8 protein-coding genes are annotated in these 17159 nt (G+C 57.0%); 4 read left to right on the top strand and 4 right to left on the bottom strand.

The features are described from left to right. Positions 1 to 68 precede the first annotated feature (68 nt). From K239x_RS15460 to K239x_RS15450, 3 genes are all read right to left on the bottom strand, one after another. Positions 69 to 3233 (bottom strand): FG-GAP-like repeat-containing protein, encoded by a 3165-nt coding sequence (locus tag K239x_RS15460; protein WP_145419153.1) that lies wholly within the window; start codon positions 3231 to 3233, stop codon positions 69 to 71. Positions 3234 to 3423: 190 nt separating this feature from the next. Beyond that, complete coding sequence (locus K239x_RS15455; protein ID WP_145419152.1) at positions 3424 to 4737, bottom strand: serine/threonine protein kinase; 1314 nt, start codon at positions 4735 to 4737, stop codon at positions 3424 to 3426. A gap of 90 nt (positions 4738 to 4827) precedes the next feature. Beyond that, positions 4828 to 7692 carry a hypothetical protein gene (locus K239x_RS15450; RefSeq protein ID WP_145419151.1) on the bottom strand — a complete coding sequence of 955 codons (2865 nt, stop codon included), beginning with the start codon at positions 7690 to 7692 and terminating at the stop codon, positions 4828 to 4830. A 760-nt stretch (positions 7693 to 8452) separates the two neighbouring features. On the opposite strand from K239x_RS15450, the gene pilM reads away from it, so the two are divergent. The 3 genes from pilM to K239x_RS28695 all read left to right on the top strand — a co-directional run bounded on the left by pilM (position 8453) and on the right by K239x_RS28695 (position 14807). Next, positions 8453 to 10648 carry a type IV pilus assembly protein PilM gene (gene pilM, locus K239x_RS15445; RefSeq protein ID WP_145419150.1) on the top strand — a complete coding sequence of 732 codons (2196 nt, stop codon included), beginning with the start codon at positions 8453 to 8455 and terminating at the stop codon, positions 10646 to 10648. 119 nt (positions 10649 to 10767) lie between these two features. Next, positions 10768 to 12579 (top strand): hypothetical protein, encoded by a 1812-nt coding sequence (locus K239x_RS15440; RefSeq protein WP_145419149.1) that lies wholly within the window; start codon positions 10768 to 10770, stop codon positions 12577 to 12579. A 149-nt stretch (positions 12580 to 12728) separates the two neighbouring features. After that, the gene (locus K239x_RS28695) at positions 12729 to 14807 is read left to right on the top strand and encodes a hypothetical protein (protein WP_419188997.1); all 2079 of its coding nucleotides are present in this window, start codon (positions 12729 to 12731) and stop codon (positions 14805 to 14807) included. A gap of 54 nt (positions 14808 to 14861) precedes the next feature. Here the strand turns inward: K239x_RS28695 and K239x_RS15425 are convergent, their stop codons facing one another. Further along, complete coding sequence (locus K239x_RS15425) at positions 14862 to 16394, bottom strand: ATP-grasp domain-containing protein (protein WP_145419148.1); 1533 nt, start codon at positions 16392 to 16394, stop codon at positions 14862 to 14864. A 251-nt stretch (positions 16395 to 16645) separates the two neighbouring features. On the opposite strand from K239x_RS15425, the gene fae reads away from it, so the two are divergent. Beyond that, entirely contained in the window at positions 16646 to 17143 is a 498-nt protein-coding gene (gene fae / locus K239x_RS15420) for a formaldehyde-activating enzyme (protein WP_145419147.1), read from the top strand. Positions 17144 to 17159 lie beyond the last annotated feature (16 nt).

The following is a 17159-nucleotide window of genomic DNA, read 5'->3' as shown; positions in this document are numbered from 1 at the left end:
GCCAGCGAAGCTTGATAGAGATGCCAGTGAAGCTTGATAGAGATGCCAGTGAAGCTTGTTAGCAGCGACTAGTTTTCGTTGCCATCGGGTTTGTCGGCTGCAGGATGGTCCGCCGCGAAGGGAGTGGCAAAAGGTTGCGCGTCTCCTTGGACAATCAGATACTCTTGGTCAGCTGCCAAGTTTCCAAACGACTGGGTTTCTCCACTGGGCCAAATCACGCTAACGTCGGTGATTTCTTTGGCCGGTCCCGTTCCTGCGCGAAGGATTGATTCATTGGTGCACAGATAGCCGCCCGAAGCGATTGCCCAAAGAGTCCGTGCGCGTCCGTCACACTGGAATCGGATGATCGCGCCGGCGGCGTCGCGACTGTCGCTGGTGCCGACCAGTCGAAACGCAATGCGGTGATGGGGCGAATCGGTGCGGTTGATCAGCAGGCGTGCTTGTTCGTAAGTGTGAGTGATCATCGAATCGGGGCGTCCGTCGCGATTGGCATCGATGGTCCACAGGGCGCGGCCGACGTGGTTGCTGTCGAAGTAGTCGCCCCAACTGGCGTCGTCGACCCACTGGAATTTTCCCGCCTTGCCGCGACGAAAGATCTGCAGCGGCTGTTCGTAGGGCATGTCAGGTTTTTTGAAGTCTCCGATGTGTCCGTTGGTGACGATAAGTTCGTCGATGCCGTCCAAATCAAAGTCGATCGCTTCGGTTCCGAACCCGACCATCGGCAGGGTCGGTTGCACCAAATCCAGCTTGCCGGTGATGTCTTGCCAAACGCCGGGCGAAACTTGGTCGTACAGAATGTTGTATTCCAACCCAAAACCGGTGACGTAAAAATCCAGGTCCCCATCGCCATCAAAGTCGCTGCTGGCAATCCCCATCGAGGCTTGCGAAAGCGTGCGTCCGTCGACGGCCAAACCGCGTGCGGTGGCGCTTTCTTGCAAGACACCGGATTCTGGCAGAATCCCCGACGATGCATCGGCATTCACGTTTGGAAGCGGCGCGCGTTGGTCGCGTTCGAGGTGCTGGTAGTAGTGATTGGCGGACATGTCGTTGGCGATGAAAACACCCATCGATGAGGTGGCATCTTCGCTGGCCGCCAACGCTCCGGCGACAATGCCCAGTCCCCGGCCTGGCAGGACATCGGTGATCCATTGAACTGACACATCGTCCAGACGACCGTCGCCTGCCCCGACAAAAAACTGGTCGCCGTGGGCAGCGAATTTAAGCGGATGGCAGGGGCCGGGTTTGCCGCTGGGATCGGGGCAGGCTTCGTCCATGTTCGCGGCGGTTTCGCAATAGTTGGTCGTCAGCAAATCCGCGATGCCGTCGCGATTGAGATCAAAGAACGCCGCGCAGGTACTCCACTGTTTCCAGTCGTTGTCGTGCAGCAGATCGGCGCAATCGGTAAAGCTGCCATCGCCGTTGTTTCGAAGCAGGCGGTTCTTGCCCAAATTGGCGAAAAACAAATCCGGAAATCCGTCTTCGTTGAAATCACCGACCGCGACTCCTTGTCCAAATCCTCGGTCGACCACACCGGCAGGCGTCGTGACGTTGGCAAACTGTTGTCCCAGGTTTCGCATCAATTCGTTGGGCGCCGAATCCGATTGCATCAGCGTGCCGCCGGCGCCCATGATCACAGCGTCGGGCCAGCCATCCAAGTCGTAGTCGATCGTTCCGCCTCCGACACCCAGGGTGCGGATCAGCGGCGCCAGGGTCGCGTCGCCTGGAATGCTCTTGGCTCCCAAGCCAGCCAGGTTCCAACGCTGCGTTTCGTCGACTAGTCGCAGGTGATCGTGGGTAGTAATCGTTGGAATGATTTTTGGCCGGGCAGGCAGTCGCGGGCTGTTTGCCAGCACCGTCGGTTCGGGCCAATCCGACAGATCCAGCCGCAGCGCGGGTTGGTTGATCGTCGAAATCCACTCGGGATCCTGCCCCAATTGGGCCACGATCGCCGTTCGCAACGGAGCCAGTTTGGTGCTGGGACTTTTCGTCATCGTCGTCGCGACCGCCGTCCACGCTTCGGCTTCCCACGTCCGCCCCAGGTCAAACAGGATCTCGGCAACATCGACCGCAATGGATTGGCTGTCGCGTCCTTCCCAAGAAAAGTGGTCGTACAGTTCACGCAGTCGCAGCAGGCGGGTGATGCGTTGATCGATGGCGCCCAGTGACGCCGGGGAAACGGACTGCGGGGCAACGGACTGCGATGAATCGTCAGCTTTTTTCGATGCACTGCGTTTCTGCAAACTACGCAAAGCCTTGGCCAATCGGGTCCACGCGATGCTGTCGTTGGGGTCTCTCCGGCCGGCTTCCCAGTAAGCGCGCGCGGCCTGCCGATAGTCTTCGTTTGCCGCCGACCAGTCACCCAGCGTCAGCCAGTAGTGCGGGTACTGGTAGACCATCGGCGCTGCGTTGGCGGTTGCCGTGGCCAGCCAAGCGGGAATGTCATGGAGCTGATCTTGCAGGACTATTGCCTGTCCCAGCAGCGCGTGTGCGGGGGCAAAATCGGGATGATGTTTTAGGATTTCGCGTAAAGTTTCTGCGCACGCGGTGGCATCGCGGCGGTCGTACTGTTCTTGGGCGTTGCCGAGCCGAACGCGGTGGTCGTCGGGGTTTCGCTGCATCAGAAAGTCAGCGGTCTTTTTGGAAAACCGTCGCGACGAATTTTCCGTAAACGCCAACAGCAACTGCAAGTCAAAACCGCGTTGTTGGATCAGGGTTTTCAAGTGCGGCGGAATCAATTCTGTGCGTTGAGCTTCGCCGAGAAACCCGATCAGCATTTTGCGGTGCGCGGTGTTGTCGGGATGAACCGCCAACGATGCTTCGATCAAATCGATCGCGTCGTACAGTTGACCCACGTCGATCAGAGCTTGGACAGCATGGTCGACTCGAGTCGACGGGAGAAAGCCGGCCTGCTGAGCGGCTTGGACCATCAACCCGGCGGCTTCGCGTTTGCGGTCGCTCATGGCAGCGATTTTTGCGGCGTCAGTCAGTAGATCCGGATCGCTGGGGGTGGTGATCAAAGCGGCTTTAACGAACTGATCGGCCCGTTTCCAATCCTGGGCGTCCATCGCGCGGCGCATTGCGATTCGCGGTGTTTCAGCGACCGGCGTGGTGTCTTCGGATCGTGGGTCGGCGGGTTCCTTGACTGCGGATATTCCCGAATCGCGACAGCCGATCGCAACGCAAGTGAGCGTGGCGACGAGGATCAGACAGGAGAGGTGGGTTCTGGCCATCATGTTCCGCTACAAAGGGCTGCTTTGAGGGGCTGCTTTGAGGGGCTGCTTTGAGGTAGTGCTACGAGGGGCGGCTTGAGGGGCGGAATTGAAAGGCGGGTGGGTGAGCAAGTCGGCAGTGAATAAGGCGGCAGTGCACTTTGGATACTGCAGTTTGGACACTGCATTCTGACCGTGGGAAGACGATTCGTGTTTACCCATAGCCGCGAACGACAAACCCGATGATGGCGCCGATCAGGACGCTGATGGGAACAGCGATGGCAAGTGCGATGGCGATCGGCAGTGCGTGGCTGGGGCGATTGGTCTTTGCGATTTCGACGTCTTTCGCGACGGGAATGCTGGGGGCGACTCCCGAATGTCCTGGCACACTGAAACCGCCTGACGTAGCGGGGTCCGAATCCGTGTTTTCGTTTCTGGGTGGTTCCAACGCGACGGGTTCGTTGGGCGGCGGTGGCGGCATCCAGCTTTGGCGGTCGATCGGACGATTGATCGCTTCGATCGCACTGTCGGTCCAAGGCTCCAGACGCTCGGCGACTTCTTGAGCCGATGAAGTCCGACGAGCGGGATCTTTTTCCATCATGTCGGCGATCACGTCGACAAAGTCTTCGCTCAGATCGGGGTTGAATCGCCGCGGGTGCCAGGGAGTTTGTTCGCAGTGGCGTTTGCACTTGGATTTGGAATCACCGCCGGGAAACGGGACTTTGCCCGTGACGCAGTAGTACAGCGTGCAGCCGAGAGAATAGATGTCGCTGGCGGGACTCAGTTCCATCGGATGGCGAATCTGTTCGGGCGAAAGATAATCCGCCGTGCCGACGATTTTTCCCGCGCGAACGTCACCGCTTAGCCCCATGCTGTACGCGGCCAAACCGATGTCGGACACTTTGGCGTGTCCGTCTGGCGTAACCAGAATGTTGCCGGGTTTGACATCGCGGTGGATTAACCCCATTTCATGTGCGTACTGCAAACCCAGTGCGGCTTGCGAAACGATCGAAGCGGCATGGTTCATCGACAGCACGCCGTTGTTGCGAACCAGTCGCCGCAGGTCGATGCCCGGGACAAATTCGGTGACCAAATAATGAATGCTGCCGTCTTGTCCGGCGTCGTAGGCACGAACGACGTAAGGTGAATCCAGCGAAGCTTGGACACGAATCTCTTGGATAAACGCGTCGCGCGATTCGTCCGTCATTTTCTCCAGCGGCAGCACTTTGACGGCGCAAACGCGTCCCATCACATCGTGCACGGCTTTGTAGACACGGCCCATGCCTCCTTGGCCGATCCAGTCGGTGACCAGGTAAGGCCCGAGTTTTAATTTGGTGCGGCCGGCTTCGAGCTGCTGCGATTGATACTGAGTAATGACGCCGCTTTTGACCAACGTCGCCGCGATGATCGATTCGTCATCCGTTTTGGTCAGCTCCATGACCTTTTTCAGCTGCCGAGGCTTGACCAGTTTGCTGACGACCGCGGCTTCGCAGAACGTCAGTTTCGGTTTCGGCTCGGACTGATTCATAAAAAGAAAAGCAGAGGTGATATGAGCCCGAAGGCTTGAATGTTTCGGCAAGCTGTGACGTCAACGCGGCCGAGTGTCTATTCGGGGCGTCTATTTTGCAAACACGACCAGCAAATCGATCACTTGGTGGCTGGCGATCGGAACCGTGACCGCGTCACCTTTGCATTTTAGGCCTCTTGCGACAACATCGTTGGCGTCGTCGTCCGGGGAAGCGTTCTCTAGCGGGATTTTCTGATTGATTTCGTCCGTGTCGCCGGTGGTCAGTTTGTTGGCGAAAGCGACGTCGCGGCAAAATCGCACCGTGCCGGTCGCCGATTGACTGCGCGTTTGGATGATGCGAACCGTCGCTGCAAGTCGTCCGTCGTCGCGCCGGTGCACTTGCATTTCGCTGATCATTGCCGAACTCGGAGTGACGTGTGTGATCCAGCCGCGCGGTGGCAGCTGTGCATTGGCAGCGATGTCGACGACCGTGGGCGGACTGATCAGGGCTTTGGCATGTCCGACGGGGTTGGGGCAATCGAATCCGTACGACAATCGGATGTCGTGGGCGGTTTCGCCTTTGACACTCAGTAACGTATCGACAAACCGATCACCGATCCGCCGATGAAAAGCATTTCCGTGGCTGGCGATCAAAGTTTGGCGTTCCGATTCGTCCAGCACCACGCCCAGCGGAGCGACCAAACGTCGGCCGCGTGCTCGGTGCAGTTTGTCGCGTACAATCACGCGACCGATGGCAGATTCGGACGCCACCGCAACGCGGGCCGCCAAATAACTATCCCAAGGCGCGTCGGTCAGTTCGCCTTTGGGGGTGACGTTTCCGCTGACGTGGACAAATCGACTGCCGCGGCGGAGTTCGTAATTGAGATCAAACGTGGCGACTTCGTTGGAATCGCGATCGAGCACGATGCCGGTGGCGTTGATGCGGCCAACCGATGGCGACGAATGAGCGACAGAGACGCGGTTGCATTTCATCGTCGATCCGTCTTGGGCGGCTTTGGACAACGCGTCGGTCCAAACCAACCGCATGGAGAAACGATTGCCACGCGTCCCGCCGCTGTAGACGCCCGCGATCCCGCCCGTTTCGGAGCTGATCGCGACTTCCATAAACTCGTTGCGCAGAATTTCGCCGTCCGCGATTCCTTTGGGAGCCATCCATCGTTTGAAAAACGGTTGCTTTGAAGCAGTGGAAGCGGATCCCTGCACGACGGTAAAACCACCGGCGACAACATCGACCGATACGTGAGATTTTCCGGATTCCGAATCGACGGCAAAGATATGTTCGGGCGATTCGTCCACGGACTTGGCCAGCGTGACCGCCACGCGTTGGCTGACCGAGAGCGGGTTGATGATCATGCGAGCGTCCGAGCCGGAGCCGGCAAGTTTAGCTCCCGAAGCGATCGCGACTTGACCGGCCAAGTCGTTCGCATGCGCGTCGCGGCGTTCGACTGGATCGCACGGTTCGCCTTGGATCAACGATCGCATACCGATCAGCAAACCGCCGCTTTCGGACGCGACCGAATGCCGGGTGCTGGCCGCCGTTTGGGAGATCGGGTCGTCGGATCCATCGGCGACTCGCTGGGTCAGCAATTCGTGTGCGTCGGACGAAACCGAACGAGCTGTCGCGTGGTGATACGGATGTTCGCCTTCGGTAAAGTAGTCCTGTAGTTTCCAGAACCGTCCCAACGCAACGCACCACGACGCGACTCGGCGCAAGTCGCGAAAACTATCGCAGCTTTGGCCTGGCCAATGAGCGAACAGGCCGGTGGCGATTTCGCCGCTATCGATCGCTTCGCCCAACCGGGCACCGATGTTCAAAAAACCGCTGTCCGACGATGCATCGATGGGTTTGGCAGTGAGCGATTCGATTTCGACGCCGCCGGATTGTTGCAGCACCTTGGCTTCTTCGCCGAATCCCGATCCGCGTGCAAAATCAATCGGAACAATGCCTTCGTATCCCAGTCGAACCAGCGTCGGCGTCATGTCCGCCGGCGTCGATCCCGTAAACCGTCCATAGACTGTGGGCGATTTACCGATCACGCGTTGCATAAAATCGTGACTGGCTTGCACCGCCGCCGCGGCATCATCAAACGACATTGCGTCAAAACATACGCCGTCGTCCGGCGAACCGCCGATCCAACCGACGTGGCCTTCGCGGACCAACGTGGCAAAATCAGCAAACCGTCCTTCGCTGTCATTCTGAATGGCCTGCGCGACCGGCACGTCGATCAACACGTTTCCTGGCGTTGGCAAACACGACAGATCTGCCTGTTGTGGATCCCGGCTTAGTTCCGCGCTCAGTGCGTCGCTTTGAACTAGGTTTTCCAAAGTCGCCGGAGTCAGGAGCGTCAAATCGATAAGATGCGGATCGGACGAAAAGTAGTGATCGCGTTCTTCCGACAGGCAGTCAAACACATTGTGAAACGCCGTGGCGGCTTCCGACGCGTTGCCGGCGATAAACGCTTGAGCGGCTTTGACGACTTCTTTTTGCAGATAGATTTCGTCCAGATTGCTGGTGTAACGCAATCGCCGCGTCATGATCTGGATCTGCAGCGAAGCGTAGGCAGCGGCAAAAAAGTCGTCCACGCCGATCGTACGATGATCGGTTTGCAACGTCGGCATTTCGGTCGGCAAGCCCAACTGGGCCAGCATCGCGGCGCGGTCGCTGCCGGTGATCCACTGGCAATCCTTGTTGTTCTTGCACTTTTGCTCAAACGCGCTGGGCAACTGCAAAAAACTGGAATCGGGGACCACGACGATCCGAGGCCCATCGGGTTCGGGCGGAGCATCGGCGCGAAACCAAGTCGGCAATTGCTCGGTCGCAGCGATCAACTGCGGATGCCAGAGCACGGTCCAGCCCGCAAGTAGACTGCGAGCATCACTGTCGCTGGCGTCGGCCGGGAAGTCTTCCAGCGTCGCGACTGGAATGAGGACACTGGACTCGTCAAATGGTGCCATAGCGAAGAAGTTCAGCAGCGGAACAGAGGAAGGGCAGAGAGGAGGAACGCGATCGTGAGAGCGAAACGGTCAGATGAAGCGGCGAAACGGGCAAGAAAAAATTTGACGCGATGGGTCTCGATTTCGTACAATTCGTCAGGCGATTCGGATCGCCTCGTCTTATCAAGTTCTTATCTTTTTGTTTGGTTTTTGTCGCATGGAGGGAGCGGTTGGCGGTGATGCCATCCAATCCAGGATCCGGCGGCGATGGGTTGTGTTTTTATCCAAAAGGTTCGCCCGCTGGGTCGGCCACCATGGCAGGCACAGACGAAGTGCTGGCGTCACTGGCGGGAGGCAATCCGAGCGTGAATTGTTTGCCCTTGTTCGACGACGGCCAGCGACGATCGCAAGACATCCGAGTTTTGAAACGCTGTACAATCCGGTTTATCCCTCTGATCGATTTGTCCGCTTGGCCCTTTTATCCGTCTGAATCCCACTTCAATTTGCCGCATTGCAGCCATTTGTTTGGAGTCAGAGGGGATATCGAGTAATCTAGGAAGCAGATTCTCGGTCGGGATTTTCCGGGGATTTTGCAACAACATCGCAGCGACGATCGCCAAAACAACATCGTACACCGACGAGCGTCAGGGTACGAGTTGCCAGACGACGTTGCTGCGGAAACCAACGCGACAAATCCGATTGCGACGAACTGCAGCGCCAGCCGCTCAGTTTGTCGCCGACTTATCGAAGCCGTCTTTTCTACACTCAACAGATTTTTGCTATGGCAAGCAGCGCACCCGTTTGGGGAATCGAAATTGGACAATCCGCGATCAAGGCACTTCGGTGTTCTCTGGTCGACGGAGAAGTAGTCGCCAGCGCGTTTGACTTCATCGAGTATCCAAAAATCCTGAGTCAGCCCGAAGCGGTGCCCGAGGAGCTGATTGCTGACGCGATGGCGCAGCTTTTGGAACGCAACGATTCGTTCAACGAAAAAGTCTGCATCAGTGTGCCCGGCCAAAGCGGTCTGGCCAAGTTCTTCAAACCGCCTCCGGTCGAAGTCAAAAAGATCGCGGACATTGTTCGCTACGAAGCTCGCCAGCAGATCCCATTTGATTTGGCCGACGTGGTCTGGGATTTTCAGATGATGCCCGGCAGCATGGTCGAAGAAGGCTATGCGCTGGAAAGCGAAGTCGGATTGTTTGCGATGAAGCGCGAACAAGCTTACCGGCAACTGGCTCCGTTTGATGACGCCAATGTCGAAGTCGACGTGGTCCAGTTGGCTCCGTTGGCTCTGTACAACATGGTCGCATACGACCGCATGAACGATCGCTTAGAAAACGAAGCGTTCGACGCCGACAATCCACCGCCATCGACCGTCGTGCTTTCGATCGGCACTGACAGCAGCGATCTGATCGTGACCAATGGTTTCCGGATTTGGCAACGAAGCATGCCGATCGGCGGTAACCACTTTACACGTCAGCTGTCCAAGGACTTGAAGCTGACGTTTGCCAAAGCCGAACATCTCAAGCGGAACGCTCGCGAAGCGGTGGATCCCAAGTTGATTTTCCAGACCATGCGTCCGGTGTTCAATGACTTGGTGACCGAAGTCCAGCGTTCGATTGGTTTCTTTCGCAGTATCGATCGCAAAGCCGAAATCGCAGACTTGGTCGTGACCGGTAATACCGTGAAAATGCCCGGTTTGGCGGCTTATTTGGGCAAAAACTTGGGTTTCGAGGTCCACACGATGGACCGATTCAACCGGCTGGGCGGCGACGATGTATTGAGCATTCCGACGTTCCGCGACAACGCATCGACGTTTGCTGTTTGCTACGGATTGTGTCTGCAGGGATTGGGCCAAGCTCAGGTTCACGCCAGTTTGGTGCCCGCAGAAATTCTGCGTACGCGAATGATCCGCGCCAAGAAACCTTGGGCGCTGATGGGGCTGACGGCGTTGATGTTTGGCATGTCGGCTCACTACACCATGACCCAGCGCGCTTGGTCGACCAGCCATCCCGATGTGTGGAAAGGAGCGTCCAGTGCCGTTTCGACGATGGACAGCTACGCCAGCGGCCACCGCAGTACCGATGGTGATCTGAGTAGCCAGCTGGTTTATCTGGATACCGTCGGCCACGAAGTCACCGGAAATGCTGAGAAGCGTTTGATGTGGCTGGAGATTATTCGCGCGGTCAACGGCTTGATTCCTCGCGAAGAATATCCCGAAGGCAAGGTCCCGACGCCGGCCGAAAAACCGTTGGTCGATCGGATCGATTTTCACATCACCGAATTTGAAACCAAACACTACGCGGACTTGGCTGAGTGGTACACCGATCAGGTGGTACTGCGTGTCCAAGAGGAAATGATTGACTGGCACAAAGTCACCAAGCGGCCGATGCCCGAAGCCGACGCGGGAGTTGAAATTGAACCGCCCACGGGTGAAGGATGGGTGATCCAGCTGCAAGGCTTTCACTACTACAACAGCCCCGAGCGAATGGGCGAAGAAGGCAGTAACCACATTCGCAAGTACCTGACGACGGCGTTCAAAGAGAGCCCGATTCGGTTGCCCGATCCACGCAACAAAGGACAGATGTTGACGTGGACGCCTCAGGAAATGGGCCTTTCCTTTCCGCTGCTGCTAAACGATACCGAACCCTACATCACTAAGATCCCCAACCCGGATTACGATCCCACGACGGCGATCCCAGGAATGGCCGCCCCGGTGGGCGAACCAGCCGACGGCGAAGATGCACCGGCGCCGGCGTTCTTTGAAGTCCCCCGACAGGACTTTACCTATCAGATTGTCTGGCAACCCAAAACGTTGTCCGAACGAATCGAAGCCCGCAAAGTGGCTCAGGCGGAACAAGCCGCGTTGGATGCAAACGCACCTCCGATAGACGACATGCCAGTCGATGGGGCGGCAACGGATACAACCGGAGCACCGATCGATGGTGTGCCAACAGCGACACCCCCCACCAGCTGATCACGCACTTAGACACGCAGACTTTGACACGCAGAACATCGCAGACCGGCTTACGCCGCGGCCCGCGAACTTGACCAAGACACGACACTCACCAGCCTTTTGATCGACGCGGAATTCACATGGATAAACTCAAACAGAACCTTGCCGTCGTGCTGCAGTATGGATTCTGGATCGGCTGCGGCTGTGTCTTGCTTGGATCGCTAGCGGTCTGGTGGATGTCGACCAGTCGATTGGACAGCGAAAATTCGCGGCAAGTGTCGACGATCAATGCGGACGTGGGAAAAGTCCAGACGCTGCGGAGTAGTTTGTCGGACCAGCCCAATGAAATTTCGCACGAAAAGATGCAAACTTTGATCGACACGCGGATGGGCGAAGTCGTCGATGCTTGGACCAAAATCTATCAGGATCAACTGGGCATTTTGACTTGGCCCGAAGAGCTAAAGGAAAGCTATATCGACGAGTTTCGGTATGTACGCGACGAAACCACGGGCCAGTTGGACAAGAAACGCCGCAAATTGCCGTTTGAGGTCTACGTCGAACACAACAATCCGCAGCACGAAGTCGCGCCGACGATTCGCGCCAGTTACGCCCGCTACATCGGTGACGTGCTAGGTGATATCGCCGCGATCGCGCAAGCCGAATGGACTGCCGACTTTGCCGCGGCCCCTGGCGGCGGAATGGACGGTGGCATGGGGATGGATATGGGCATGGACATGGGGATGGGCATGGCGACGACGCGACGCGACGTCAGCATCACCGGTGTCGAAAAAGGTCCTTTGGTCAAATGGAGTAGCGGTAGCCAAGACGCCGTGCTTTCGGATTTGTTCCCGTGGCGAGGAAAGCGTCCGTCGACGCTGGAGGTTTATTATTCGCAAGAGAATCTTTGGATTTTGAAACAACTGTTGCAGATTGTTTCCAGCGTCAACGGCAAAGCTCGGATGCCGTTTGAGGCCAAAATTCGCGAGATCAAACAATTGCGGATTGGTAAGTCCGTCAAGCTAGAAGGCATCGGGACCATCGCAAAACCTGGCGAAGGCATGAAGGCTGCCGGAGGAATGGGCGGCATGGATGGCATGGACATGGGCGACATGGGAATGGATATGGGCATGGACATGGGAATGGACATGGGCGACATGAGCAGCATGGGAGGCGGCATGGACGTGGAGCTTCCCGACCCAGGCGACAACCGTTACGTTGACACCCTGAACCAACCTATTTTGGCTGACGCGTTACGAAGCGCTCTGACCAGCAAAACACCGGGCGATGCTCCGATCGCAGTTGCCAAACGAATTCCCGTAATGATGTCGCTGCAGATCGATCAGCGTTACGTTCCGGCACTGATTGCCGCCTGTGGTAGCGCCCCGTTGATGGTGGAAGTCAAGCAGGCCCGGATTTTGCCAAAGAGTTCATCCGGTGCCATGGCCGGTGGCGACATGGGCATGGGAGGCGGTGACATGGGAATGGATATGGGCATGGACATGGGCGGCGGTATGGGAGGAGGCATGGGCGGCGGCGGAATGGCTGCGAAAGGCACCGACGAATTTCCTCTGGATGTCACGGTCGAAATCTACGGCCTGATCCACCTGTACAACCCGCCCGACGAAGAAGCTTTGGGCGTACAGCAAGTGACACAGGACACGCCGATCATCGAAAACGGAGCCCTGCCGGCTCCATCGGCCACCACGCCAGTTGCACCGGGAACAGCCACCACGGCGCCAGGCACCACTGCACCGGATACGACGGTTCCGGGGACTGCCACTCCTGATGCTACGGGAACGGGAACACCGGGTACGCCTGCCGCTCCGGGGACGACTGCTCCTGGCACGACAGCTCCGGTTCCCGATGCAGGCACCGCACCCGATGGTGCTCCGGTGGGAGCGCCGACCGCCACCACGCCAGCAGCCCCGACTGCATTGGCGACGCCGAATTAGCCGGCTTGTTGGCTGCGACAAACAAGCCGCAGCAAGAACCAGTGAGGCAAAAAGAGCCTCTGGCCTGGTAAATTTGATAACATGAATACGACGCGACCGATGACCGACAGTGACTTCGCTCCCTTTTCTAAAACCAATGAGCAAGTGAGATGGATTTAGACAGAATCAAAGACTTTTTCATTTACCACGTGGAAAAGATCATCCTGGCAGTGGTCGTGTGCGTGTCAGCGTTTCTGGTTTATTCCGGATTGGGCAAAGAACACATCACGGCTTCGCATCAGCCTGACCGTCTGGCGCAAGACGCCCAGCAGGTCAAAGCGGCGGTGGACGAAGACCACTCCGACGCGATTCTGAAAGAACGCTTGACGGACGATTTTGACGTCCGCGAAGCCTTGGTGTTTCGCCGTCAATCGGTCGATCCCAATGGCTACAACGACTTGATCCCTTGGGAAGTCATCGGAACCGAGAGCGGAATCAAGCGACAAGACCCAACCATCTCGGCACCACTGGCCGTCCGGACTCAAGGGGTCGTCGCAGCGATGGCCTATCGCTCCGATAGCGGCATGTACCCGCTGGCAGATTTTGAGCCTGCTGACCCTGTCGAAAAGGTCGAAAAGAAAGCTCCCAAACCACCAAAACGACGCCGGCAACGTGGCGGCGGCATGGATATGGGCATGGACATGGGGATGGATATGGGCATGGACATGGATATGGGAATGGAGATGGGCATGGACATGGGAATGGATATGGGCATGGACATGGGAATGGAGATGGGCGGCATGAGCAGCACCGGACCCGTGCGCAAACTGGCCAGTGAATCCGATTTTGGATTTCGTCCTATGCCCACCAAGAACTTCAAAACCAAAAAAGAACAGCCGCCGGTTCCCGGTGGTCCAGGCCGCTTTATTGCTGGCACTGCCGTGGTTCCCTACAAAGAGATCCACGAGTCGTACAAAATGGCGTTGTCCACCACAAGCAACTTTGAACCGATGCGCCGTGATCGTCCTGTCTTCCTGGGGTTTGAAGTCCAGCGTGCTGACGTGACTGACAAAACCGTCGACCAACTGACGGATGCCGATTGGGTCAAACGCGACGGCAACATCGACACTTTTCGCGACGCAATTTTGAAGTGGTCAGGCTTCGCACCCGAATTGGTTTCTCAGGAGTATCGCGTCGATACTTACCTGACGATGTGGATCCCACCGGTCTTGCTGGACGATTATTCCAAGTTTGCACTGCATCCGTTGATCCCGATGAAAACGCCCACCGAATTGGCTGCCGAAGAAGCCGCGCGAGCTCTGGAAAACCAAGACAGCACGGTCACGGCAGACGACTTTGAATTGGTCGATCCAGGTCAGAGCCCCGTTGGCGGCGGCATGGACATGGGAATGGGCATGGAAATGGGGATGGACATGGATATGGGCATGGGGATGGACATGGGAATGGATATGGGCATGGACATGGGAATGGGCGGCGGCAGTGGCCCAGCGATGATGATGGATCGCAATCCGGTGGACTACAAATTGATCCGCTTCTACGACTTTGTAGATGCTCGCGACCCCGATTCGCCCAAGACGTCACGCAAGTATGTTTACCGCGTGCGTTTCTGTGTGAACGACCCCAACTTTCCCAAGGATCCGTCGTTACAGCCCCGCGGAAACACGTTGGCACCGGACGTTTACGACCGTTATCTGAAACTGGTCAAGGTTGCCGAAGCGACCAAGAAACGCGAATACAAGCGTTGGTCGGATTGGAGCAAACCGGGCGATACGGTTTCGTTGCCATCACTGGATGAGTTTTTCGTTGGCCCCACCTCCGCGTCGGCTCCCAAACCTGTCAAAGTCGGTAGCCGGATCTGGGAGTATCAGGCGGATTCACCAACCGCCAAAATGGTGATCTCGCGATTCGATACTCAGCTGGGCGCCAAGATCGACGCCTTGGTCGACGTCACCGAAGGATTCGTCTTTGGCATGGAGCCAGAATCACTGGACGTCGTGGATCCGATTTCGCTTGAAGTCAAAAAGATGGAAAAGCCCGTCATCAAAAGCATGGCCACCGTGATCGATATCGACGGGGGGGCTCCAATGACGATCCAAGAAAGCGAAGACATGCGGGAACCAGGATTGATGCTGATCTTTGATCCCGACGGCGGCCTGCAAGTTCACGACGAAGTCGGTGATCAAGAGCTGTACCGAAACAAATCGTTCGCCGATGAACGTGGCGAATAAGATTGCAGCCAAGAACGTCGCTTCAGCACTACGGTGTTGAACGACTCCGATGGATCAAACAACGGCTTTTTGCAGCGATGCAATCAGCCGTTTTGTTTTGCGCCAGCTCAATGATTTTCTGGCAGGCAACTGGCACACCAAACTGACCAACGGGTCGCCAGCTTCGATCGAGCTACCATCCCACGGACGGTCGCAGACCCAGATCTTGCTAAACCCGTGGCCCGTCGATTTTTGAATCTCTTTCAGGACCCGCCCGTCGACGGTACCCGACGTTCGCGAATAGATAATGCGTTTCAAAAAACGCGGTGCATCGGCCAGCATCGAATCGACGCGGCGCTGGGTCATTTCGGTCCGGCGAGTTTCTTCGCAATCCATGGCCAGTTTGATCAGGGACAGTTCGTTGCGAGTCTGGGCGGTCGCGGCCACAAATGATCGTTCGACGCACTCCATTGACGCGCTCCAACGCGCATTGATCTCCAGCAAACAAACTTGCTGATCATCGTCGATCAGCACATCGGCATTGAAGACGCCTCGAATGCCGCTTTGTCCCGCAGCTTGCTGACCAATCAAACGCAACTGATTCTGAATCGCCTGCGGCAGACGCAGCGGCCCATAGGAGCCCGCGTAGACGAACCGATGCGGGCCTTTGGTAGTAAACATCGACCGGCATGCCCCCAGCACAACAACGTCCTCAGCATCGCTCAGGAACGTCACACCGTAGTTGCGTCCGGGACGCCACAGTTGTCGTAGTTCCGCGACGTCGATGGTGCTATCGGATGCTCCGCTACCCTTGGGATCGTCGCTGGTAGCACTGGACGACCAGGTGACGCCCAGCCCGCCCGAGGACAGGCGACGTTTGGTCAGCCATCGCCCAGGCAAATCGGACCGTGTGTCGTGTGGTTTGGCCGCGACAGATTCGCCAGTGGGGACAGATTCGCTAGTGGGACCGTCAGTCGCTGCCCTGGCTGAATCGCCACTTGAAGCGGCCGCTTCATTCATTCGGTAAGGCGGGAACAGTGTCCGCGATCGAATCGCAATCCGCGCCAGCGTCGGCGGAGAACTCAGTTGGCGACTGATCGCTTCATCGGATCCGATGCGACTGGTAAACGGTTTCAGGCGACGCAGTACTCGCCCCAGGACGGTTTCGCCCATCCAGGCCAGGTCGTCGGCGTCATTGGGGGACGAAAAACCGAGTAGGGAGTTTGATTGGATTTTGTCCGGAATTTTTTCTTCGATGCGGAGACCTTGGTCACCGCCGACCACCATGACGGGGATCCCGCGCAGCCGCATCGACGACGGGTCGCTGTCACCCGCGGAGTCTAACTGGATGGTGTTTCGAGTGGATTTGGAAAGCAATTCGGCGAGCTGGTCGTCGGAAAGTTGGTCGATTTGTTCCAACGACGCAAACCAACGGCAGGCATCTTGGGCGTCGACATCTCCGAAGAAATCGATGCCAAAAACGTCAAAACCGGCACGATTCGCCGACTGAGCTGCTGCCCTTACAGAGGCCCCAATCAAAATCAGTGGGTTCTCGCCAAGGGACAAATCGATCGTCGTGGGATCGGTTGGGGGCTGGGGTGGTTGCATCAAAAGTTTGGTTTGATAATTTCTGTTTTCGCGAAGACCCACCCGAATTGTCGAAACTCAATATTTCGGCCTCAAGCTGACCTGACAACCACACCTTTGCCGACCAAGTGGTCGGCGTCGATACCGGTTTGATTGTGGCTCGTTCAAAATGACCAGATGGTCAGGATGGCCGATTGAGTGAAGACGGGGTAAAGGAGATGTAGCTCCCCTACCGGTCTCTCCCCAGCTCCTCAACGGAAAGCACCCTCTCCATGCAGTTTAACATCGGTGAAGCCCTCGTCGGCGACGGTAACGAAGTCGCACACATCGACTTGATGATCGGTAGCAAAGACGGACCTGTTGGCGTTGCATTTGCAAACGCTCTTTCGACTCAAAGCGAAGGTCACTCCAACTTGTTGGCCGTGTTGGAACCCAACGTCGCCGTTAAACCTTCGACCGTGATGATCACCAAAGTCACAATCAAAGGCATGAAGCAAGCCGTTCAAATGTTCGGCCCTGCCCAAGCTGCTGTTGCCAAAGCGGTTGCCGACGCAGTTGGCGAAGGGATCATTCCTAAAGACCAGTGCGAAGATCTAGTTTGCGTCTGCGGTGTGTTCATTCACCCTGCTGCCGAAGACGACGAAAAGATCTACAAGTACAACTACGAAGCCACCAAAGAATCTTTGGTCGCTGCCATGTCCGGCAAGCCAACCGCTGACGACATGATCGCCAAGAAAGACTCGGCTGCTCACCCTTTCAAGGGTTTCTAATCGAGTGGTCGTTGCG

The organism is Stieleria marina (assembly GCA_007741555.1).
Classification (GTDB): Bacteria; Planctomycetota; Planctomycetia; order Pirellulales; family Pirellulaceae; genus K23-9.
The sequence above is the reverse complement of the archived record's forward strand: the minus strand, read 5'-3'. Positions and strand labels throughout refer to the sequence as shown.

Bases quoted from the DNA above. Each gene is read 5' to 3' on its own strand.
- K239x_RS15460 (WP_145419153.1), bottom strand. From the start codon at position 3,233: ATGATGGCCAGAACCCACCTCTCCTGTCTGATCCTCGTCGCCACGCTC.
- K239x_RS15455 (WP_145419152.1), bottom strand. From the start codon at position 4,737: ATGAATCAGTCCGAGCCGAAACCGAAACTGACGTTCTGCGAAGCCGCG.
- K239x_RS15450 (WP_145419151.1), bottom strand. From the start codon at position 7,692: ATGGCACCATTTGACGAGTCCAGTGTCCTCATTCCAGTCGCGACGCTG.
- pilM (WP_145419150.1), top strand. From the start codon at position 8,453: ATGGCAAGCAGCGCACCCGTTTGGGGAATCGAAATTGGACAATCCGCG.
- K239x_RS15440 (WP_145419149.1), top strand. From the start codon at position 10,768: ATGGATAAACTCAAACAGAACCTTGCCGTCGTGCTGCAGTATGGATTC.
- K239x_RS28695 (WP_419188997.1), top strand. From the start codon at position 12,729: ATGGATTTAGACAGAATCAAAGACTTTTTCATTTACCACGTGGAAAAG.
- K239x_RS15425 (WP_145419148.1), bottom strand. From the start codon at position 16,394: ATGCAACCACCCCAGCCCCCAACCGATCCCACGACGATCGATTTGTCC.
- fae (WP_145419147.1), top strand. From the start codon at position 16,646: ATGCAGTTTAACATCGGTGAAGCCCTCGTCGGCGACGGTAACGAAGTC.